This window comes from Pseudomonas sp., assembly GCF_032058845.1.
Classification (GTDB): Bacteria; Pseudomonadota; Gammaproteobacteria; order Pseudomonadales; family Pseudomonadaceae; genus Aquipseudomonas.
This window is the reverse complement of record NZ_DAMCCR010000076.1, coordinates 1-21,860: the sequence shown is the minus strand read 5'-3', so window position 1 is coordinate 21,860 and position 21,860 is coordinate 1. Positions and strand designations below refer to the sequence as shown.

15 protein-coding genes and 2 pseudogenes are annotated in these 21,860 nt (G+C 62.2%); 11 read left to right on the top strand and 6 right to left on the bottom strand.

Annotated elements, in window-relative coordinates:
• The first annotated feature begins 138 nt into the window (after positions 1-138).
• From RT028_RS14705 to RT028_RS14670, 8 genes are all read left to right on the top strand, one after another.
• On the top strand, positions 139-1,491 hold the full coding sequence (locus tag RT028_RS14705) for a hypothetical protein (RefSeq protein WP_312935858.1): 1,353 nt from the start codon (positions 139-141) through the stop codon (positions 1,489-1,491).
• 448 nt (positions 1,492-1,939) lie between these two features.
• Entirely contained in the window at positions 1,940-3,499 is a 1,560-nt protein-coding gene (glgA, locus tag RT028_RS14700) for a glycogen synthase GlgA (RefSeq protein WP_312935857.1), read from the top strand.
• 15 nt (positions 3,500-3,514) lie between these two features.
• Positions 3,515-5,257: a malto-oligosyltrehalose trehalohydrolase gene (gene treZ / locus RT028_RS14695; protein ID WP_312935856.1), complete on the top strand. Its 1,743-nt coding sequence runs from the start codon at positions 3,515-3,517 to the stop codon at positions 5,255-5,257.
• Positions 5,254-7,323, top strand: a complete 2,070-nt coding sequence (gene malQ / locus RT028_RS14690; RefSeq protein WP_312935855.1) for a 4-alpha-glucanotransferase — start codon at positions 5,254-5,256, stop codon at positions 7,321-7,323. The genes treZ and malQ overlap by 4 nt, the downstream gene beginning before the upstream one ends.
• Positions 7,320-10,097, top strand: coding sequence for a malto-oligosyltrehalose synthase (locus RT028_RS14685; RefSeq protein WP_312935854.1), 2,778 nt, complete (start codon positions 7,320-7,322; stop codon positions 10,095-10,097). Before malQ ends, RT028_RS14685 begins: the two co-directional genes overlap by 4 nt.
• Before the next feature lie 17 nt (positions 10,098-10,114).
• On the top strand, positions 10,115-10,465 hold the full coding sequence (locus RT028_RS14680) for a DUF2934 domain-containing protein (protein WP_312935853.1): 351 nt from the start codon (positions 10,115-10,117) through the stop codon (positions 10,463-10,465).
• Positions 10,466-10,783: 318 nt separating this feature from the next.
• The gene (gene glgX / locus RT028_RS14675; protein ID WP_312935852.1) at positions 10,784-12,937 is read left to right on the top strand and encodes a glycogen debranching protein GlgX; all 2,154 of its coding nucleotides are present in this window, start codon (positions 10,784-10,786) and stop codon (positions 12,935-12,937) included.
• 509 nt (positions 12,938-13,446) lie between these two features.
• A complete protein-coding gene (locus RT028_RS14670) occupies positions 13,447-14,241 on the top strand; it encodes an endonuclease/exonuclease/phosphatase family protein (protein WP_312935851.1) in 795 nt (264 codons plus the stop codon).
• A 304-nt stretch (positions 14,242-14,545) separates the two neighbouring features.
• Here the strand turns inward: RT028_RS14670 and RT028_RS14665 are convergent.
• Positions 14,546-15,432: pseudogene (locus RT028_RS14665) on the bottom strand (biotin-dependent carboxyltransferase family protein).
• 14 nt (positions 15,433-15,446) lie between these two features.
• On the opposite strand from RT028_RS14665, the gene RT028_RS14660 reads away from it, so the two are divergent.
• Positions 15,447-15,686, top strand: a complete 240-nt coding sequence (locus tag RT028_RS14660) for a LysR substrate-binding domain-containing protein (RefSeq protein WP_312935859.1) — start codon at positions 15,447-15,449, stop codon at positions 15,684-15,686.
• Between the two features lie 192 nt (positions 15,687-15,878).
• Entirely contained in the window at positions 15,879-16,907 is a 1,029-nt protein-coding gene (locus RT028_RS14655) for a hypothetical protein (protein ID WP_312935850.1), read from the top strand.
• Between the two features lie 105 nt (positions 16,908-17,012).
• Here RT028_RS14655 and RT028_RS14650 read toward each other — a convergent pair whose 3' ends face one another.
• Together RT028_RS14650 and RT028_RS14645 are read right to left on the bottom strand one after the other, a co-directional pair.
• On the bottom strand, positions 17,013-17,546 hold the full coding sequence (locus RT028_RS14650; protein ID WP_312935849.1) for a nuclear transport factor 2 family protein: 534 nt from the start codon (positions 17,544-17,546) through the stop codon (positions 17,013-17,015).
• 18 nt (positions 17,547-17,564) lie between these two features.
• Positions 17,565-18,704 (bottom strand): amidase, encoded by a 1,140-nt coding sequence (locus RT028_RS14645; protein ID WP_312935848.1) that lies wholly within the window; start codon positions 18,702-18,704, stop codon positions 17,565-17,567.
• Positions 18,705-18,888: 184 nt separating this feature from the next.
• Here RT028_RS14645 and RT028_RS14640 point away from each other — a divergent pair.
• Positions 18,889-19,366: pseudogene (locus RT028_RS14640) on the top strand (MarR family winged helix-turn-helix transcriptional regulator).
• Positions 19,367-19,432: 66 nt separating this feature from the next.
• On the opposite strand, the gene RT028_RS14635 reads toward RT028_RS14640, so the two are convergent.
• The 3 genes from RT028_RS14635 to RT028_RS14625 are packed head-to-tail and all read right to left on the bottom strand — an operon-like array spanning position 19,433 to position 21,692.
• A complete protein-coding gene (locus tag RT028_RS14635) occupies positions 19,433-19,930 on the bottom strand; it encodes a flavin reductase (RefSeq protein ID WP_312935847.1) in 498 nt (165 codons plus the stop codon).
• Between the two features lie 11 nt (positions 19,931-19,941).
• Positions 19,942-20,901, bottom strand: a complete 960-nt coding sequence (locus RT028_RS14630; protein ID WP_312935846.1) for a PDR/VanB family oxidoreductase — start codon at positions 20,899-20,901, stop codon at positions 19,942-19,944.
• A 50-nt stretch (positions 20,902-20,951) separates the two neighbouring features.
• Complete coding sequence (locus RT028_RS14625; RefSeq protein WP_312935845.1) at positions 20,952-21,692, bottom strand: SDR family NAD(P)-dependent oxidoreductase; 741 nt, start codon at positions 21,690-21,692, stop codon at positions 20,952-20,954.
• Positions 21,693-21,860 lie beyond the last annotated feature (168 nt).

The window sequence follows — 21,860 nt, the reverse complement described above, 5'->3', positions numbered from 1 at the left end:
ATGACATCGATCACGAGGTGCAGCCATGAGCCTATTGGCAAACCCCTGCCGCGTGCCCTCTCCCTGGCACGCCGTGGGATCACCGCGACCGCCGGACCCTGTGGTGCATGCCGCCCCTGTCGATAGCGAGGTAAGCCCATGAGCGGCCCGAAAGTTGTCCGTATCGTCACCCGCGAAGAAATCGTCGCCCTGTGCGAAGGTCACCTGCAGCGCCTGGCCAAGGCTGCTGCGCGCTGGCAGGCCCAGGCCGAGCGCCTGGGTGTGCTGGACGCCGCCGAAGTGGCCGCGACCCACGCGCGGCACACGCGCTTGCAGGCGCTGATGGCAGCAGACCGCTTCACCGAACTTCAGAAAGCCGTACCGCTGGAGATCGAGTTTCTCCAGCAGGATGTGCGCGAGCGCGAGGCTCAGGCCATCGAGCGCAGCGCCCAGCAGCGTCAGCGCTCACGGCAGGTGCAGGACAATGCCAAGGCACTGGTCAAGGCGCTGACCGCCGGCGGCCAGCCCCAGGACGCGCAGATTCTGCACGCGCTGCAGGCGTTGGCCAGCGGCGGGGATCAGCCGGAAGCTGACAAGATATTGGCCCGGGGCTTCGCAACGCTGACCCAGGCGGCGCCGTCGTCGGGCCTGAGTGAGGCGCAGAAAGCCCTGGCGCAGCAGCTCAAGGATGACACCCAGCCTCTGACCTACGCCCAATGGCTGGCCCAGCACCGCACAACGGCCGCGCGCGATGAGCGTCTGCTGCGTATCGACCGGCATCTGGCCGAGTTGCACCTGTTGCAAGGGGCACCGACCAGCGCAGCCTTCGTCACCGCCTTGCAGCGGGCCGAAGCCGAACAGCGGCCGGCGCAACGCAACCTGCTGCTCGACAGCCTGGTGATCGACCTGGCCAGTGCCACCCACGCCTTCCAGCAAGTGCGCGAACGCCTGGAGCAGCTCGATGACCTGGCCAGCGCACTGCACGCCGTGCTGGCTGAGCGTGAGGCTGCGCTGCTGGCGGAGATCGCCGCCTGCACAGCGGCGGACCCACTGATCCAGCTGGACGCCCTGATCGCCCGGACCCATGCCGTGCTCGACGCTCATGCGCAGGCGCTCGCCGCCCAGGCACGCCGTGAGGCGGTGCTGCAAGGCCTGGCCAGCCTCGGTTATGAGGTCCGCGAGGGCATGGCCACCGGTTGGGCCGACACCGGTCGCGTCGTGCTGCGCAAACCGGCCGCACCCGGCTATGGCGTGGAAGTGGGTGGGCGCGCCGACCACGCTCGCCTGCAAGTGCGCGCGGTGGCATTCGATCCCGAGCGCGACAAGGGCCGTGACCGCGACATCGAAACCCTGTGGTGCGGCGACTTTCAACGGTTGCAGGCACTGCTCGGTGAGCAAGGCGATGCGCTGTTGATTGAACAGGCCCGCGCGGTGGGTGAGGTGCCGTTGAAGGAGGTGACGCAGGACGAGGCACGGGATGCGGCGACGGCGACGTTGCACCAGCGTCGATGACGCGACAGACCTGAAAAAACCGAAGACTGCTCAGGACGGTGACCGACCAGCCCACAGCGCTGACCCGAGAAGCCTGAAACCCGTTGGCGCCCCCGAAAACAGGCACCAGAGTAAAAATCAGTGACCAACGGGTCACATTTTTCACCGTTCCTCTCCTACACTCCAAATCTGCTCTCGTTACCGTTCGGAACAATCGCTCTAAATGAGTAGAACTTTCCGATAACGCGACCAGTCATCAACTTAGTAGGCCGCTGGTAGAAACTTTTTTCTCCCGGCCTGCCCACCCCATAGAGCTCACACGCTTTCGGCCCGGATGGCCAAGGCGCTGTGCCGCTGCGTACGAACCGGGGCAAGGACTGCAACACGCTTCACCGCACAGAAGAAGAGAGCCAGCACGATGTAATGCATAGGGTCCAAGGGGATCCGAATTTTATGGATGGAGAGCACCATGATCAGCGCCGCTGTCGAGCCAAATGTCACCACGTTCAAAACCGAGCATCGCGGGCCCCAAGTACCCGGCTTCACCACGGCAGGCAGATCACCCGGCGCCAAGCGCCAGCAGAACCCGAACAAACGCAAAGTGCTTTTCGTCACCTCGGAAATCGCCGATCTGGTCAAGACCGGCGGCCTGGGCGATGTCTCCGCAGCCCTTCCCCGCGCCCTGTCCGACCTGCACGATGTGCGCGTGCTGATCCCGGGCTACCCGCAGGTCATGGACAGCGACAACCCCATTCACATCGTCGGCGAGCTGAGCGGCCACGCTGCCCTGCCGCCGTGCAAGATCGGCCGGATGGACTTGCCGGACGGCCTGGTCATCTACGTGCTGATCTGCCCTGAACTGTACCAGCGTGAAGGCACGCCCTACGGCAACAACCAGGGCCGTGACTGGGCGGACAACCACATCCGCTTCGCCCGCCTCGGCCTGGCTGCCGCCGACATCGCTGCGGGCGAAGGCATGGCGCACTGGACCCCCGATCTGGTCCACGCTCACGACTGGCCCGCAGGCCTGGCACCGGCCTACATGCACTGGCGCGGCCTGAGCACGCCGACCCTCTTCACCATTCACAACCTGGCCTACCAGGGTGTCTACAGCCTGGCCTGCTGCCCCGAGCTCGGCATCCCCGAGCACGCGCTGCAGCAGGAAGGCATGGAGTTCTACGGCAAGCTGTCGTTCCTCAAGGCAGGCCTGGCGTACTCGAGCCACATCACCACGGTGAGCGCGACGTACGCCCAGGAAATCACCACACCGGAATTTGGCTGCGGCCTGGACGGTTTCCTTGCCAGCAAGGCCAATCAAGGCCTGCTCGGCGGCATTCCGAACGGCATCGACGAAAGCTGGGACTCGGCGACCGACAAGCACCTGCAGCACAACTTCAGCCTCAACGACTGGGAAGGCAAGGCGCTCAATACTCAGGAAGTTCGCCGTCTGTTCGAGCTCGACGACAGCGAGGGCCCGTTGTTCGCCGTGGTCTCGCGACTGGTCTATCAGAAGGGCCTGGACCTGACCCTTGCGGTCGCCGACTTCATCGTCGAGCAAGGCGGCCAGATCGCCATCATCGGTCGCGGCGAGCCTGAAGAAGAACAGGCCATGCGCGAACTGGCGCTGCGCCATCCGGGTCGCATCGGAGTGCGCATCGGCTTCAACGAGACCGACGCCCGACGCATGTTCGCCGGCAGCGACTTCCTGCTGATGCCTTCACGCTACGAGCCCTGCGGCTTGAGCCAGATGTATGCCCAGCGCTTCGGCTCCCTCCCGGTGGCACGCAACACCGGCGGCCTGGCCGATACCATCGAAAACGGCGTCACCGGTTTCCTGTTCGATGAATCCACCGCCGACAGCTACCGCGAAGCGCTGAGCCGGGCCTTTTATGTACACGGCAAGCCCGAGCTGCTCAACGCCATGCGCTGCCTGTCCATGACCCAACCGTTCAACTGGTGCCAGGCCGTTACCCCGTACGCCCGGCTGTACGAAGACCTCGTCAAGCAGACTCAGCTGGCTACTTACTGATCCGGAGATTCGAAGATGCACAGACATGGCGCACACTTGCTGGACGCCACGTCCGCGCGCTTCGCCCTCTGGGCGCCAGACGCGCGTCACGTGAGCGTACTCCTCGATGGCCAACCCGCCGTCGACCTGCCAGCCGCTGAAGAGGGCTGGTTCTGTGGTACTGCGCCCTGCACCGCTGGCCAGCAGTATCGATTCCAGATCGATGAAACACTCACCGTCGCCGACCCTGCCTCGCGCTATCAGCCTGAAGGCGTGACCGGGCCCAGTGCGGTGGTCGATGTCGAGGCCTATGCCTGGCAGCACCCCTTTCCCAACCGCCCGTGGCATGAAGCGGTCATCCAGGAAGTGCACGTGGGTGCACTGGGTGGCTACAAAGGTGTGGCCGCCCACCTGCCGCGCCTGGCAGCGCTGGGCATTACCGCCATCGAGCTGATGCCGCTGGGGCAGTTTCCCGGCAATCGCAACTGGGGCTACGACGGCGTTCTGCCGTTTGCTCCGCAGCACAGCTACGGCACGCCGGACGAACTCCGCGCCTTGGTCGACCAGGCTCACGGCCTGGGCCTGAGCGTGATGATCGACGTGGTCTACAACCACTTCGGCCCCGACGGCAACTTCCTCCACGAATACGCCAGCACCTTCTTCAATGAAGACAAGCAGACCCCGTGGGGTGCCGCCATTGACTTCAACCAGCCGGCAGTGCGCGCTTTCTTCATCCAGAACGCATTGATGTGGCTGCAGGACTACCGCATCGATGGCCTGCGCCTGGACGCCGTACACGCCATCGATTCACCGGCTTTTCTCAAGACCCTGGCCCAGCAGGTGCGCAGCGAGATCACAGGCAAGCGCCAGGTATGGCTGGTGCTGGAAAACGAACACAATCAAGCCTTCCTGATGGAAGACGGGTTCGACGCGCAGTGGAACGACGACGGCCACAACGCCTTGCACGTGCTGCTCACCGATGAAACAGAAGGCTATTACGCCGACTACAAGGATCGCCCCATCGAGCAACTGGCGCGCTGCCTGACCGAAGGCTTCGTGTTCCAGGGCCAGCTCAACCGCCACGGTGAAGCCCGTGGTGAGCCCAGCGGCCACCTGCCGCCCAGTGCCTTCGTGCTGTTTTTGCAGAACCACGACCAGATCGGCAACCGTGCGCTCGGCGAGCGCCTGACGCTGCTGTGTAAACCTGCTGCGCTGCGCGCCGCTACCGGGCTGCTGCTGCTCTCGCCGATGATCCCGCTGCTGTTCATGGGCGATGACCAGGGCAGCCGCGCGCCGTTTCTGTTCTTCACCGATTTCCACGATGAGCTCGCCGATGCGGTACGCAACGGGCGACGCAAGGAGTTCGCCCACTTCAAGGCCTTCGCCGACGCCGAATCACGTGCGCAGATCCCCGACCCGAACGCTGCCAGCACCTTCGAGGCCTCCAGGCTTTCGGAGCAGAACGTGGTCGCCGGCTGGCACGGCCTGTACCAGCAGTTGCTCGACCTGCGCCACCGGCATGTCGCTGCGCACCTGCCGGGCTGCACCTCGCTCGGCTGCACGGTGCTCGGAGACAAGGCGCTCAGCGCCCGCTGGCGCCTGGGCGATGGGCAGGAGCTGCGCATCGACCTGAACCTGGCCGACCACGCCCAGGCCGTGGCCCTGCCCTGCCCCAGCGTGCGTCTGTTCGACAGCAGCGACACCACCCATCCTGACTCGTCGCTGTCAGCCTTGAGCTGCGTGGTGAGCCTGATCCCCACTGGTTCGGAGACAGCATGAGCGACAACCCCCTGCATCAATTGGCGGCACGGGTCGGTATCGCCCGCGACTGGACCGACGCCAACAACCGCCCGCAGCAGGTCAGCGACGAAGTCCTGCGCGGCGTGCTCGGCGCGCTCGGCCACGCGGCCGAGACCTCGGCAGAGGTCACCGACAGCCTGGCCGCACTCGAGCTGGCCCAGGACATTCAGGAACTGCCCAAGCTGCTGACCTGCGACGTCGACCACGCGCTGCGCCTGCAGCCGTGGTTTCCCGCCGGCAGTGTTGCCCGCGTTACCGATGCTCAAGGGCAGGTGCGCGAGTGTACGCTGGGCGATCAGTCCGAACTGCCAGCGGACCTGCCAATCGGCTATCACCAGGTGGACGTCGACGGTCGCTCACTGACTGTCGCCGTGGCGCCGACGCGCTGCTACAGCCTCGAAGACGCCGTCGAAGAAGGCCCTGCGCGCTGCTGGGGCCTCGCGGCCCAGTTGTACAGCCTGCGGCGTCCGGGCGATGGCGGTTATGGCGATTGCCTGGCGCTGGAACAGCTGGCCCGGTGCGCGGCCGAACGCGGCGCCGACGCCTTGGCGATCAGCCCCATTCACGCGTTGTCGGCCTTTGAGCAGGAGCATTACAGCCCCTACTCGCCGTCCAGCCGCCTGCTGCTCAACACGCTCTATGCAAGCCCTGCCGGGCTGCTGGGCGAGCGCGAAGTGCGCGCGGCCATCGAAGCCGAGGGCCTGGCCGAAACCCTCAACGATCTGGAACAGCAGCCTTTGGTCGATTGGCCCCGCGCCGCTGAAGTGCGCCACCGACTGCTGCAGGCGCTGTACAAGGACTTCTGCCACGGCGATCACCCCCTGCGCGCTGATTTCGAGAGCTTTCGCTCCGCCGGTGGCGAGGCCCTGGAGCACCACTGCCGCTTCGAGGCGCTGCAGGCCGAAGCCGTGGATCAGGGCCTGGGCGCCGACTGGCGGCGCTGGCCCAAGGCCTGGCACGACCCCTATCACGTCGAGGTCGAAACCTTCGCCAGCACCTACCCGGCGCGCATCGAATTCCAGGTGTTCTGCCAGTGGCTCGCCGACCGTAGCCTGCAGCGCGCGCAGCAGGCTGCCCGCGGCAATGGCATGAAAGTCGGCCTGATCGCCGACCTTGCGGTCGGTGCAGACGGCGCCGGCAGCCAGGCCTGGAGCCGCCAGGATGAACTGCTCGCCGACCTCACCGTGGGCGCACCGCCCGACATCATCAACCGCAATGGCCAGGACTGGGGCATCTGCGGCTTCTCGCCTGAAGGCCTCAAGCGCAATGGCTTTCGTGCCTTCATCGAAATGCTTCGGGCCAATCTGGCCCACGCGGGCGGCCTGCGCATCGACCACGTCATGGGCTTGCGCCGGCTGTGGCTGATCCCGCGTGGTGCCAAGCCGACCCACGGCGCCTACGTGCACTACCCGTTCGAAGACCTGCTGCGCCTGCTGGCGCTGGAATCGGTGCGGCACCAGGCGATCATGCTCGGCGAAGACCTGGGCACCGTACCCGAAGGCCTGCGCGAGCAACTGGCCGACAAGGCCGTGCTGGGCATGCGTGTGCTGCCCTTCGAACAACAGGGCACCGGCCACTTCATTCCGCAGATGGACTGGCCTGACAACGCCATGGCCACCACGGGCACCCATGACCTGGCACCGCTGGCCGGCTGGCTGCAAGGCCGCGACATCGACTGGCAGCATCGCCTGGGGCTGGTCGATGACGACGCCGAACACACCTGGCGCGAAAACCGCAGCAAGGAGTGTGAAGGCCTGCGCAGCCTGCTTGGCATGCCATCTGACGAGGAGCAGGACACTCAGGCGGTGATCGACGCCGCCATCACCTTCGTAGGCAAGACGCGTGCCCCGCTGGTGCTGCTGCCACTCGAAGACCTGCTCGGCGCCGTGGAGCAACCCAACCTGCCCGGCACGACCGACGGCCACCCGAACTGGCGCCGCCGCTTTGTCCTGTCCAGCACCGAAATACTTGATGATGAAGACGCCGCCCGGCGTCTGGAACTGCTGGCCAAAGCCCGCAAAGAAGCGTGGGAGCGCGACCGATGAAGCCCTTGACTGCGACCGTACGCCTGCAATTCCACAGTGATTTCACCCTCGACCATGCCGTGCCCCTGGTGCCGTATTTCGCCCAACTGGGGATCAGCCATGTGTACGCCTCGCCCATCCTCAAAGCCCGCGCCGGGTCCCGGCACGGCTATGACGTGGTCGATCCGACCCAGGTCAACCCGGAGCTGGGCGGCGAAGCTGCGCTCGAGCGGTTGGTGGCGGCCCTGCGCCAGCACGGTATGGGCCTGATTCTCGACACCGTGTCCAACCACATGGCGGTCGGCGCGGCCGACAACCCCTGGTGGCAGAGCCTGCTGGCCTGGGGGCGACGCAGCCCCTATGCCGAATTCTTCGACATTCAATGGCACTCCAGCGATCCGCTGCTGGCCGGCCAGTTACTGCTGCCCTTCCTCGGTAACGACTACGGCGTGGCCTTGAAAGACGGCGAGCTGCCACTGACCTTCGACGCTGAACACGGCCGCCTGGAAGTCGCTCATCACGAGCACCGCTTCCCCATCTGCCCACTCGACTACGGCCAGATCCTGCAGCACAGCGATGTGCCGGAACTGCAGGCCATGGCGACGCGCTTCAATGGCCTGCGTGAAGCGGCCGTGCCGCTGGCTGCGGCCCAGGCCCTGCAAGCCGAGCTGTCGCAACTGCACCATGACGGCGCGCGCCTCGATCCGCTGCTGCGTCTGTTCGATGGCCGCAGCGAAGCGGGCCTGCAGCGCCTGCATGCCCTGCTTGAACAGCAGTCCTATCGCCTGGCCAGCTGGCGCACCGCCGCCGATGACATCAACTGGCGGCGCTTCTTCGACATCAATGAGCTGGGCGGTCTGCGCGTCGAGCGTTCGGTGGTATTCGAAGCCACCCATGCCAAGCTGTTCGAGCTGATCGAACGTGGTCTGGTCGACGGCCTGCGTATCGACCACATCGACGGGCTGGCCGACCCGCGCGGTTACTGCCGCAAGCTGCGCCGCCGGGTCAACGGCCTGCTGGCTGCCCGCCCGGTGAGTACCGCCGTCGAGCACTTCCCGATCTACGTGGAGAAAATCCTCGGCACGGGCGAGCACCTGCACCGCGACTGGCTCACCGACGGCACCACGGGCTATGAGTTCATGAACCAGGTCTCGCTGGCGCAGCACGATCCGGCCGGTGAAGCACCGCTGACCGAGCTGTGGCAACGCGTCAGCGAGCGCCCGGCGTTCCCCGAGGAAGTCCGTGAAGCACGTCGCCTGGTACTCAACGCAAGCCTGGCCGGTGACTTCGAATCGGTGGCGCAGGCCCTGCTGCAGGTGGCACGCAACGACCTGATGACCCGCGATCTCACCCTCGGCGCCATCCGCCGCGGCGTGCAGGCGCTGGTCGAGCACTATGCGGTATACCGCACCTACATCAACCCTTGCGGCCGGCCCGCCGAAGACGAACCGTTCTTCCAGCAGGCGCTGGCCGATGCCCGGCAGACTCTGCCCGATGCCGACTGGCCGGTGCTCGGTCACTTGGAGCAGTGGCTGGGCGGGCAACGCTGGCGCTCACTGCCGGTCGGCAAGGCACGCAAGCAGCTGCGTCATGCCTGTGTGCGCTTCCAGCAACTGACCGCGCCCAGCGCCGCCAAAGCCGTGGAAGACACCGCGTTCTACCGCTCGGCCCGCCTGCTGTCGCGCAACGACGTCGGCTTCGAAGCCGAACGTTTCAGCGCTTCGCTCGACGATTTCAACGACGAGGCGCAGCGCCGTCTGCGCGATTTCCCTGACAACCTGCTTGCCACCGCGACCCACGACCACAAGCGCGGTGAAGACTGCCGCGCCCGGCTGGCCGTGATCAGCGAGCGCGGGCCGTGGTTCGCCGAGCAGGTCACGCATTGGCGCGAGCTGGGCGCCGCCCTGCGCAGCGAAGACGACGAAGGCCCGATGCCGAGCGCCGCCGACGAGATGATGCTGTTCCAGCTGTTGCTGGGCAGCTGGCCGCTGGACCTCGACCTGAACGACAGCACCGCAGTGTCTGCCTATGTGGAGCGCATCCAGCAGTGGCAGCAGAAGGCCCTGCGCGAAGCCAAGCTGCGCAGCAGCTGGAATGCGCCGAACGAGGATTACGAACAGGTCTGCGCGCAGTACACCGAGCAACTGTTCAAGGGCCGCGAGCATGCGCAACTGCGCGAGTCGCTGCAGCAGGCCGCCGAGGCCCTTGCCAGCCCCGGCGCGCTCAATGGCCTGGCGCAGACCCTGCTGCGCATGACGGTCCCGGGCGTCCCGGACCTGTATCAGGGCAATGAGTACTGGGACCTGACCCTGGTCGACCCGGACAACCGTCGCCCGGTCGATTACCCCGCTCGCCGCGCCAGCCTCGATGACAGCGCAGCGCTCAGCGAGCGCGTGGCGCACTGGCGTGACGGGCGCATCAAGCAAACCCTCATTGCCCGCGTGCTGGACTGTCGCCGCAGCCACCCCGAGCTGTTCCGCTGCGGCGAGTACCAGCCGCTGGCAGTGGAAGGCCGGCATGCCGACAAGGTCATGGCGTTCGCCCGTATCGGTGAAGGCGAGCGCGCCATCGTGGTCCTGCCACGCCTGGCCGCGGGCCTGCTCGGCGAGCACGCCGACACCCCCCTGATTCCCGCCCAGGCCTGGGAGGATACCCGGGTGATTCTGCCGTTCACCTTGTCCCCTGCCACTTGCTCGGGACTTTTTGGAAACGCTGCGGTCAGCCCTACTAAGGAGCTGAAGTTAAGCGCCGTTCTAGCCGAGTTTCCGGTCAACCTGTTGATCGAACATGATTAAGCGCAGCCAGGAGCATCGTGATGAGTGTTGAAGACAAACGTATCCGCGAGTTCGCATACCAGATCTGGGAATCCGAAGGTCAGCCCGAGGGCCAGGACGAACGTCACTGGACCATGGCCCGCAAGCTGGCCGAAGCCGAATCCATTGCACCCAAGGCCGAGCCGCGCAAGCGGGCCAGCGCCAAGGGCAAGACCGCGGCCGATGCCGTGACTGATCCGAAGGGCTCGGCGGCACCGGCCAAGGCCGCCACCGTGGCCAAGACTGCTGCGCTGCCGGGCGCTGAAACCAGCGCACGCGGCAAGGCACCGGCCGCCAAGCCCGCTGCGGCGAAAAAGCCGCGCGCAGCGAAGAAACCGACTGCCGGGTGATCGCCTGGTAGCCAACCAGGCGCTGGGCGAAACGTTGCAGGCCGCAGGTCAGCAGAACCGCAATCAAGTACGTGCGTCAGGCGTCGAGCAGTACCCCTCACGGACGAGGCAATACCGAACGTTTCTTGCGCTTTCTGCTCCACCGCGTGCACTGACCGCTTCATCCAGCACCTGCGCTGCCAGCCCCCGGTAGCGCTTCGCACCACCCCGATACAGGCATTACCTGCTGACTGGTCCGTACCCTTGGGAACGGACCGGGCGGCGTGGTGGCCGACTGCAACGCTGCGACACCCTAATTCTGGCCATCCGAGACCTGTCATGACTCAACGCAAACCGAAGAAAACCCGCTCCGTCGCCCCTTCGCGCATTCGTGAAGGCATGCCCTTTCCACTCGGTGCCAGCTGGGATGGGCTGGGCGTCAACTTCGCCCTGTTCTCGGCCAATGCCACCAAGGTCGAGCTGTGCATCTTCGACTCCACCGGCGAAAACGAACTCGAGCGCATCGAGCTGCCCGAGTACACCGACGAGATCTACCACGGCTACCTGCCCGATGCGCACCCGGGCATGGTCTACGGCTACCGTGTGTATGGCCCCTACGAGCCGCAGAACGGCCACCGTTTCAACCACAACAAGCTGTTGATCGACCCCTACGCCAAGCAGCTGGTCGGCGAGCTGAAATGGGACGAATCGCTGTTCGGCTACACCCTGGGCCACGAAGACGGCGACCTGTCGTTCGATGAACGCGACAGCGCCCCGTTCGTGCCCAAGTGCAAGGTGATCGACCCGGCCTTCACCTGGGGCCGCGATGAGCGGGTGCAGGTGCCGTGGGAAAACACCGTGTTCTATGAAGCCCACACCCGTGGCATCAGCATGCGTCACCCGGCTGTCCCGGAAAAACTGCGCGGCACCTTCGGTGGCCTGGCCAACGACGAGTTGCTCAAGCACATCAAGGACCTCGGCGTCTCCAGCATCGAACTGCTGCCCATTCACGCCTTCGTCAACGACCAGCATCTGCTGGACAAGGGCCTGAACAACTACTGGGGCTACAACAGCATTGCCTTCTTCGCCCCGCACCCGACCTACCTTGCCAATGGCAAGATCGCCGAGTTCAAGGAGATGGTGGCGCACCTGCACAGCGCAGGCCTCGAGCTGATCCTCGACGTGGTCTACAACCACACCGCCGAAGGCAACGAGCAAGGCCCGACGCTGTCGATGCGTGGCATCGACAACGCTTCGTACTACCGCCTGATGCCCGATGACAAACGCTATTACATCAACGATTCGGGCACCGGCAACACCCTCGACCTCAGCCACCCGTGCGTGCTGCAACTGGTCACCGACTCGCTGCGCTACTGGGCCGGCGAAATGCACGTCGACGGCTTCCGCTTCGATCTGGCAACCATTCTCGGGCGTTACCACGATGGCTACGACGAGCGTCACAGCTTCCTCGTCGCCTGCCGCCAGGATCCGCTGCTGAGCCAGGTCAAGCTCATCGCCGAACCGTGGGACTGCGGCCCAGGCGGCTATCAGGTCGGCAACTTCGCCCCCGGCTGGGCGGAGTGGAACGACAAGTTCCGTGACACCGTGCGCGCCTTCTGGAAAGGCGACGAGGGCCAGCTGGCAGACTTCGCGGCACGCATCACGGCCTCGGGGGACATGTTCAACAACCGCGGTCGTCGTCCGTACGCGTCGGTCAACTTCATCACCGCCCACGATGGTTTCACCCTGCGCGACCTCGTCTCGTACAACGAGAAGCACAACGAGGCCAACGAGGAGAACAATCAAGACGGCAGCAGCAACAACATCTCCTGGAACTGCGGCGCCGAAGGCCCGACCGAAGACGCCGAGATCAAGGCGCTGCGCACCCGCCAGATGCGCAACTTCTTCGCCACCCTGCTGCTGTCTCAGGGCACCCCGATGATCGTCGCCGGTGACGAGTTCAGCCGTACCCAGCACGGCAACAACAATGCCTACTGCCAGGACAGCGAGATTGGCTGGATCGACTGGGACCTGGACGAGGAAGGCAGCGAACTGCTGGCCTTCGTCAAGCGTTTGAACAAGCTGCGCTCGACCTACCCCGTGCTGCGCCGGGCGCGTTTCCTGGTCGGTGACTACAACGAAGCCATCGGTGTGAAGGATGTGACCTGGCTGGCACCCGATGGCAACGAGATGAGCGTCGAGCAGTGGGAAGACGTCAACGGCCGCTGCCTGGGCATGCTCATGGATGGCCGCGCGCAAGTCAGCGATATTGCCCGTCAGGGCGCTGACGACACGCTGCTGCTGGTGGTCAACGCCCACCACGACAGCGTGCCGTTCAAGCTGCCACCGGTGCCGGAAGGCGACTACTGGAACTGCGTGGTCGATACCAACCGGCCGACACTGCGCAAGGCCGAACACCATGACTTCGACAGCACCTTCGAAGTCACAGGCCGTTCGTTGCTGCTGTTTGCCTTGCAACGCGACGAGGAGTGAGGCGCGCGGTCGGCTGATGGTCAGGGGGACGTCTTGGACTGTGAGGCGAACTCCGTTCTGCACGTAAGTGGACGCCTCGAGGCGTCCACTTAGGGCGACGCTGGGTTGACAGGCGCTGGATCAAGCGGATTTCACCTGATCCAGGTCGTATCACCTGATCCTGATGTCTAGTCCTGCCTGACAGGCAAGACGCCAGGCTCATCGGTCCATTGGGTCGGCTTTGGCTCCACTGGGTCGGCTGTGCCGCCCATCGCGGCTGAAGCCGCTCCTACAGAGGGCGCGTTTGGAAGGAATCAATCATTCTCTCGCGGTCTTGTAGGAGCGGCTTCAGCCGCGATGGGCGGCACAGCCGACCTAATCCTCCCCCCACGCTCCAACCGGCGTTTATCGACCCCTGAACCGGACCACACGCATCGCCCGGCTTGCAGCATCAAGCCAACTGAACCCCATAGAGCCAGGCCAGGTCGGAAACAATACCTGCCCGCCCCCACGGCAGTTCTGGAGGACGTGTGAATCACGAGGCCAGTGCCCCCGATTTCGCCACACCCGATCAAGCCCCTGCCGTGCACCGGCTGCGGGTCCTGACGGTCAATACCCACAAGGGTTTCACTGCCTTCAACCGGCGCTTCATCCTACCGGAGCTGCGCGAGGCCGTTCGCAGTACCCAGGCCGACATCGTGTTTCTGCAAGAAGTGCTCGGCAGCCATGATCGCCACGCCGCCCGCCACCCGGGCTGGCCCACCACCTCGCAATACGAATTTCTGGCCGACAGCATGTGGAGCGATTTCGCCTATGGCCGCAATGCGGTCTACCCGGATGGCCACCACGGCAACGCCCTGCTGTCGAAATACCCGATTCTGGAGCACCGCAACCTCGACGTGTCGATCACCGGCCCTGAACGTCGTGGCCTGTTGCACTGCGTGCTGGATGTGCCAGGCCCACAGCCTGTGCATGCCATTTGCGTACACCTGTCGCTGCTGGAAAGCCATCGTCAGCAGCAGCTCAAGCTGCTGCGCCGTCTGCTCGACTCGCTGCCTGCCGAGGCGCCGGTGATCATCGCGGGAGATTTCAACGATTGGCAATTGCGCGGCAATCGCACGTTGCACCTGCAGCGCGACCTGCACGAAGCGTTCGAGCGCCACCACGGATTGCTGGCCCGCACCTATCCGGCACGCATGCCGTTGTTGCGCCTCGACCGCATTTATCTGCGTAACGCGCAAAGCCATGCGCCGACGATCCTGGGCCACAAGCCGTGGACGCATCTGTCGGATCATTTACCGTTGACGGTGGAAGTGCATGTGTAGGGCGAAGGGGCTGCGCCAAAACGGTTGAGCGAGGTGCATGAGATGGCGTCTGGGTGATGTGCGGCCCAATGATGATCGAGGCAAATGAATTCAAGAGAAACGAAAAAAGGACCCGAAGGTCCTTTTTTCAATGTCTTGCACAGTTGTTTGAAACTCTGCAGACAATATTTGGAGCGGGAAACGAGACTGGCATCGGACCTGCGAGCCATTGAAATCTAAAGGTTTTCAGCTATCCCTGAAACAGGAATAGCCTCGACTCTGGACTTATTCTCTGCAGTAGGCAAGTCTGCTGAGCGATCCCTACTCACGGCATACCTAAGGCGGATCTCATCGACGACATGTAAGTGTCGTTGTCGCGCGGAGAATGCACCTGAGGGCAGAAATGCACCGACTCCCCAGGCAGGCACTGGGCCAGACGGGCAACAGCCAAAGGACTGAGGGCCCCAGGCGAGGATAGCCACCACTGGTCTGCCGATCGTTGAGCAGAATGATGGGTTGCCCATCGGGCGGGACCTGCACGGCACCCAGCGGAATGCCCTCAGACACCAATCCCGGTCCGTCATAACACAACGGTGTTCCAGACAGGCGCAGCCCCATGCGGTCGCTACGGGTGTCCACGGTCCACGCCTGGTTGAAGGCATCAAACAAACTCTGGCCCTTGACCCCCCCCATCTGAGCCCCCAGCACCAGCTCCAGTCGCGCAGGCGCACGCAAGTCCGGCACCAACGACGCGGGCACCGCTCGTACCGCTTGCGCCACGCCCTCCCATGCCAAACGATCATCGACCTGCAATCCTCTGCCTGTACCTTTCAGGCCACCAACCCCTTCCCGAGCGACAGCGGCGCAGCTACCGGCCAGCAATGGTGCGAGCACACCTCCCGGCACGGCCAGGTAGGCCCTCGCCCCCAGCCTGAGCGTGGAGAAACATAACCGCTGGCCGGGGTACACCCGGAATGGTTGCCACAGATTCAGCAGTTGCCCGTCCAGGGCAGCGCCCAGGTCCGCGCCAGCCAGCGCCAGCCAGCCATCGGCTTGGCAGCGCAACTGCAGGCCACCGAGAGTGATTTCCACCACCGCAGCGTCCAAGCGGTTACCCAACATCCAGTTGGCCCAATACTGAGCTAGCCAATCCAGAGCGCCGCCTTGAGTGAGGCCCAAATGGCGCACACCAAAGCGACCAGCATCTTGCACACAGGCCTGAGGCCCTGGCTGTCGACCGGAGTTCCATCAGCATCTCTGCTGGGGTAGATGGGTTGGGTGTGATTATCGAATCCGATTTGCTGGCCGCTCGCGAGCTTGCACAAGGAAACCTGGTTTGTCCGCTACGAGAGGTAAGCAGATCCGTACGGATTGCGGCGCATCATCTGGTACAGCCACGGCGCAGTCGACAGCCGGAAGCGGTTAGTCGCTTCACTGAATGGTTATTTAGAGAGTTACAGGCTTAGATCATCATTTCTGTAGTGCGCAGAAACGTACAGGGACTCATGTGCTCCAAGGCGATCTCTGCTTCGTAGATATAAAACATTGGAAAGATGCGAACTGTGATACTTAGACGACCAGACAGAACGAGAAATTGCACGAAAGCTAGCGAATAAGGTAGCCTTACAAATCACGAATAGCCCTATCAAGGTAAACCTATGAATCCATTTCTGATTATTGGCGGCTACGGCACAGTCGGCACTGAAACTATAAAAGCTTTACGCAAGTTCCAACCAAACCTCCCCCTTGTGATTGCAGGGCGTGATCGAAACAAAGCTGAAGCTGCAGCTAATGCTCACGGCATCGCAGTTGGAGTTGCTGTCGACACCTCTCGGCCCGATCTCGGCTTACCAGACGCTATGCAACTGAGCGGCATCGCCCTGCTGACAAATGACCTCTCGACTCACCCAGCAAAATATGCAGTAACTAAGGGAATCCCATATACCAGCATCGCTACTCAGCTCGTCCATCTCGCCCCAAAATTAGCAGTACAAATCGCAGGAATGAACAAGTCTGCCAGCCTGCTTCAAGACACCAGCTTTGCAGGAACGCTGGTACTGGCAGCGCTGCAGATTATTGAGCAATTCTCTAGAGTCGACACTATTACAATTGGCGCGGTAATGGATGACCAAGATCTCGGGGGGCCAGCGAGCCAAAGCGATGCTGCTGACTTTGAAGGGCATGCGCCGGCATTTCTGATTGAAGGAGGCGCTTGGGTGAAGCCAGATAGTAATGAAGGAAGTCGGACCTTCCAGTTGCTTGATGGCTCCACATGCGAAGGCGCAAGTTTTCCATCATTCGATGTCCCTGAGTTATCGGCAAGGTTCGGCGCGCAATCCATACGGCTCGATTTCTCATTCGCAGAGACACCCGGCCGCCGCCTACATGGTCAACCTTCTGTGGAGATCATTTACGATATCGCCGGTCTACTCACAGACGGCGAAGCGGCCACAGTTACAGTACAGTTATCACACCCACGGGGCCAGACGGTACTCACAGGCATTGGTGTCGCTGTAGGAATCGAAGAGTTGCTTGGGTTAAGAGAAAAAAAAGCAACCCCTCCGGGGCTTTATCTGCCATCAACGCTCATTGACCCCACACACATGACGAGTCGACTGAAAGAAGCTGGCGCAGTGTTTCAGGGCAAAATAGCGGGAGCACAGGGTAGTAGAGCATTCTCACTGTAAAATCTTACATCGGCAATCTCCAAAAAAGATGCCCCGCTTTGAAAATACTGATCGTCATCAATCAAGAGGCTGCTCGTGCAGCTCTTGATTGACCGTCACAACCTGTTAGCCTTTAGGCACCGGCAGCGCAACTTCAGAATTCCACGACTGAGTGGGGCGACCAAATAAATTCTCAGTTTGGAAATGAGACATACGCCACGTATCGTTCTCTCTCACAAACTCCACTGTCAGCTTGGCTGCATTCAAGTGTGATGCTCCGTCAGCAAAGGTGCTGGTCTGAAGCATTAACCAGCTCCCCTGCCCTCCTTGCCCACCCGGATGAACCTCTACAACTTCACTAGTGAGAAAGTGAACATTTAATGCGAAATGAACAGGTGGCTTCATGTACCGCTCAAACATTTCGCGAATTGATTGCCGCCCGCGATAGCCACCAAAGCTTGAGGCGTATTTGGCGCCTTTTCCCTCCCAGATCGCGTCTATGGTAAACAGCTCTGAGAGCTCATCAATCGGCGTATCGGCATTCAACGTGTCACACAATTCCATGTATCGATTGATGCAGACTCGAATCGCATGTTGGCCCTCAAAAATGTCCAGGCGCGAGCGAATCTCAGCGAGCTCTTTGGATACTTCAACTGACATGGCGTACTCCTGATACCATCAGTTAATCGAGGGATGTACTGCTTTGCTAGCGTAAAGATTCAACAGAAATCGCTCGGCAATGGCCAAAAGCATTTCATCGGCCCCTTTCGCGGCTACCAGCTGAAGCCCGACGGGCAACCCGCTCTCGCTACCTAGCGGGATTGTCAAAGCGGGGTGCCCGGACAAATTGAATGGGCGCACCAAGGACGTCATTCCCAGCACCGCCCGCGTGTCGGCTGCGTCCTCCAGACGTAGGGGAAAATCTGGCATTGTGGGCAGCGCCAACACATCATATTGGCTCAAGGCGTGATCAACTTCTTCGGTAAAGCGCCGACGCACCTCTTCTGCCTCGGACAAAGCTTGGTCGGTTGTTTCACCAGCAGCAGCCAAGCGCCCGGCAATATCAGCCCCCACTTTCCCGGTCAGAAGTAGATGCCCACAACCTTCGAATGTCTCGCGATTGATTACCACCATACCGGCGTCGTAAGCAGCACCAAAATGCTTGAGTTCGACATTGCCTAACGCTAAGCCGCTAGCCGTCAGCGCCCCATACACTACTTTCTGGATAGCCGCTTCGGCTGTAACGCGCAGTACGCCGACGCGGGCTCGGCTCGGCACTTGCGCTGGGGCAAAACTGGGATCGATCATCGTCATTGCCCGTGTCAGCATCGGCAGGCTCGCAGCGAAAGGCCCTACGCAGTCCAGACTGGTCCGACTTGGCATGACACCAGCACGACTCACTCGGCCAAATGTCGGCTTGAGACCAAATACACCGCAGCAGCAGGCTGGAATACGTACCGAACCACCAGTGTCCGTACCCAAGCTGAATTCAGCCAAGCCGGCAGCAACTACTGCAGCTGAGCCACTCGACGACCCACCAGGAATGCGCTCGGGGAAGCGCGGGTTGATTGCCGTACCGGTGTAATGATTGATGCCGGTGGTTCCAAACGCGAGTTCATGCAGGCTGGTTTTACCCGTCAGCCGTGCACCACTGGCCAGCAAGCGGCTGACAACTTCGGCGTGCTGGTCGGCCAATGGAGCGCAGTCCAGCGATTGGCTGGACGCTCGGCTTGCCGTTCCGGCTACATCGATAGTGTCTTTGACCACTACCCGAGGGCCATCCCCCCCCAAATTCAAAGCTTCTACAATGATCGTCATTTTTCATATGCCTTTCTAAAAAGGAGAGAGATGGCGCTCTATCGACACCAAAACATGGAGTATCAATTGATTTTTTCCATCAATAAATGTTTTCTTTCCCTGCCGTCATTTAATACCGAGGTGGTTACTGCCATGGACACTCAACTTCGGATACGACATACACTTCCACTACAGTGATGAACCCATGAGCAACCCAAGAAGCAAAGGACATAGCCATCACGATCCTGCCAGCAAGGAGTTCCGCAAGGAGGACTTTCCGTTCTACTGGCTTGCCCGGGTACACGGTCGCTACAGCCAGAACATGGAACGCGTCCTAAAAAATAGATCTCGATATACCACGCTGGCATGTTTTGTGGATTCTCAATGAAAATGGAGAGTCCAGCATTTCTGAGATATCAACCCACGCCATTGCCAAACTTTCGACCATCACCAAAATCGTTTACCGGATGAAAGACGACGGGCTGGTCGATACGGCACCAAGCCCGGAAGACGGCCGAGTCACCCATGTACGTATTACCGAGGCCGGCCTTCAGAGCATCACGCGCATGCAAGAGGCTACTCGCGAGCTCTTCCAGCGCAGCTTCAAGGGCCTGACTGAAGCACAGGTAAAACGCTTGAACACCATGCTCGAAGTGGTATTCCACAATCTGGACCCCTTCTGAACGCTGCAATCCTTACCGTTAAAAAAGCCCAGCGAGCCACTGGGCAAAGAGGTAAACCCAGAATCTTTAGCAGGCCTTGGAGTTGTCACAGAGGCGATGATAAGCACGGTTGAAATAAACCAGCCCCTCGTCCGTGCCGCCGTGACGAATGTCTTGAATTTCACAGTAAAAAATACTGTGCGAGCCGACTTCGTGTACTTGGGCGATGCGGCAGTCAAAATTGACCAAGGCCTCTTGCATTACGGGGGCTCCACTTTCAAGCGAAGTCCAGGCCGTTGTGGCGAAACGCTCGTCCATGCTCAGCGAGCGGTTGGCAAATGCCCCCGAGAGCTCCTGGTGGGTACCTGCCAGCACGTTCACGCACAGTGCGCCATTGGCCTTGAACTGCTCGTTGGAATACGAAGAGCGATTCATGCAGACCAGCAAGGTGGGGGGTGAGTCGGTCACGCTGCACACCGCCGAAGCGGTGAAACCGTATCGGCCGGCAGGACCATCGGTGGTGATGACCGACACAGCTCCACCGAGCATAGCCATCGCATTACGAAATTGCGTTACGTCTACCATGGTCATGCTCCTCAAATATCCAGCACCAGCTTCTTGGACTTGGCCCGCGAGCAGCACACCAGGATCTGATCGTTCGCGGCTTTCTCTTCATCAGTCAGGTACACATCACGGTGATCCGGCTCACCTTCGATCACGTTGCAGAGGCAAGTGCCGCAGACGCCCTGCTCGCAGGAAATCTGGATCTTGATCCCGACTTGTGCGAGTGCATCCAGAATGCTTTGCCCCTCGGCGACCTGTACGGTCTTGTTGCTGCGCGCGGCCACCACTTCAAAGCCCGCGCCGCTGGCGTCGACCTCGACCTGGAAGTACTCCTTGTGGATGTGCTCCTCGCTGTAGCCTTGCTGGCGCGCGCCGGCGATCACCCAGTCCATGAAGCCCGACGGGCCGCAGGTGTACATGTGGGTGCCGGTCGTCCCGCTGCCAAGCACATCCGCTAGGTTCAGCCGCTGGTCCGCATCCTCGTCGTCGAAATGGGTGAACACCCGGGCGGCGAACGGTGCGCTGGCCAGGGCATCGAGGAAGGCGCTGCGGCTGCGCGAGCGCCCGCAGTAATGCAGTTCGAATTCAGCGCCCTGCTGGTGCAGGGCGTGGGCCATGGCGATCATCGGCGTGATACCGATACCGCCACCCAACAGGATCGAGCGGCGGGCATCGGCGGCCAGCGGGAACAGATTGCGCGGGGCGCTGATCTGCACCTCGTGCCCTTCCAGCAGGGTGTCGTGCACGCTCACCGAGCCACCGCGAGAGGCCGGGTCCTTCAACACGCCCAAGCGATACAGCGAGGCATCGGCTGGGTCGCTGCACAGCGAATACTGGCGCACCAGGCCCGGGGCGACATGGATGTCCACATGTGCCCCCGCCTCGAAGGCCGGCAGCGCCGCGCCATCGGCCCGGCCCAGATCCAGCACCACCACATCGGCACCTTGGATCTCGCGCTTGCGCACCACTACATTCAAAAGTTCTTCATTCATGGCTGATATTCCGAATATTGTCAGAAAGCCCGTAAGGCCCTCAAAAGCAATCAACGCATAAACAGGCCGCCATTCACGTCCCAAGTTGCCCCGGTGGTGAAGTAGGCTTCGGGCCGTGCCAGCTGAACGATCAGGTCACCGAGGAAGTCGGCATCGCCCAGACGTTGCACAGGGATATTGGCCAGCAAACCCGGCAGGCGGTCGGCCGGCACTGCAGCATGTACCGCAGGCGAGTCAATCGGTCCCGGTGCGATGGCATTGACGGTGACACCACGGGCAGCGAATTCTTTGGCGAAGATTTTGGTCAAGGTGACGATCGCGCCCTTGCTCGCCGCGTAGTGCGCGCCAGTGGCGGTGCCGCCGTTCTGCCCGGCAAGCGAGGCCATGTTGATGATCCGCCCGTACCCGGTCTCAGCCAGGTACGCGCCGAACACCTGGCAGCCGAGGAAAACGCTGCGCAGGTTCAGACCCACCACGGCGTCGAACTCTTCCGGGCTAATCTGCATCAGCGGCGTAGTCTTGGTGACCGCGGCATTGTTGACCACCACGTGCAGCGCACCGAAATGCTCCAGCACTTGGGCCAGAGCTTGCTCGAAGTCAGCTTTGCTGCTGACGTCGAGCTTCACAGCCAGGGTGCGGCCACCCTGCCCTTGCAGTTGCTCGGCGGCGGCCTGGGCCAGGCCCAGGTCGCGGTCCGAGACCACGACATCGAAGCCAGCAGCCAGTAGCCGGGCGCAGAAGCGCTGGCCTAGCCCCTGGCCGGCGCCGGTTACCAATGCGACTTGGTTCATGGCCATCTCCTCAGAGGATGTAGCCGATACCGGCCAGGGTATCGTCACTGTTGATCAGACTGATCACCTTGCGGTGGATCTTGAAGCCGCCCTCGCCACGCACCAGGGTGTATGTCAGGTCGGCGCTGTAGTGCTTGAGGCTTTCCTTGCGGAACTCGCGGATGTTCT

What these genes read in the sequence shown, in the direction of transcription:
- RT028_RS14705 (WP_312935858.1), top strand. Translation starts at nt 139, where the DNA reads ATGAGCGGCCCGAAAGTTGTCCGTATCGTCACCCGCGAAGAAATCGTC.
- glgA (WP_312935857.1), top strand. Translation starts at nt 1,940, where the DNA reads ATGATCAGCGCCGCTGTCGAGCCAAATGTCACCACGTTCAAAACCGAG.
- treZ (WP_312935856.1), top strand. Translation starts at nt 3,515, where the DNA reads ATGCACAGACATGGCGCACACTTGCTGGACGCCACGTCCGCGCGCTTC.
- malQ (WP_312935855.1), top strand. Translation starts at nt 5,254, where the DNA reads ATGAGCGACAACCCCCTGCATCAATTGGCGGCACGGGTCGGTATCGCC.
- RT028_RS14685 (WP_312935854.1), top strand. Translation starts at nt 7,320, where the DNA reads ATGAAGCCCTTGACTGCGACCGTACGCCTGCAATTCCACAGTGATTTC.
- glgX (WP_312935852.1), top strand. Translation starts at nt 10,784, where the DNA reads ATGACTCAACGCAAACCGAAGAAAACCCGCTCCGTCGCCCCTTCGCGC.
- RT028_RS14655 (WP_312935850.1), top strand. Translation starts at nt 15,879, where the DNA reads ATGAATCCATTTCTGATTATTGGCGGCTACGGCACAGTCGGCACTGAA.
- RT028_RS14650 (WP_312935849.1), bottom strand. Translation starts at nt 17,546, where the DNA reads ATGTCAGTTGAAGTATCCAAAGAGCTCGCTGAGATTCGCTCGCGCCTG.
- RT028_RS14645 (WP_312935848.1), bottom strand. Translation starts at nt 18,704, where the DNA reads ATGACGATCATTGTAGAAGCTTTGAATTTGGGGGGGGATGGCCCTCGG.
- RT028_RS14635 (WP_312935847.1), bottom strand. Translation starts at nt 19,930, where the DNA reads ATGGTAGACGTAACGCAATTTCGTAATGCGATGGCTATGCTCGGTGGA.
- RT028_RS14630 (WP_312935846.1), bottom strand. Translation starts at nt 20,901, where the DNA reads ATGAATGAAGAACTTTTGAATGTAGTGGTGCGCAAGCGCGAGATCCAA.
- RT028_RS14625 (WP_312935845.1), bottom strand. Translation starts at nt 21,692, where the DNA reads ATGAACCAAGTCGCATTGGTAACCGGCGCCGGCCAGGGGCTAGGCCAG.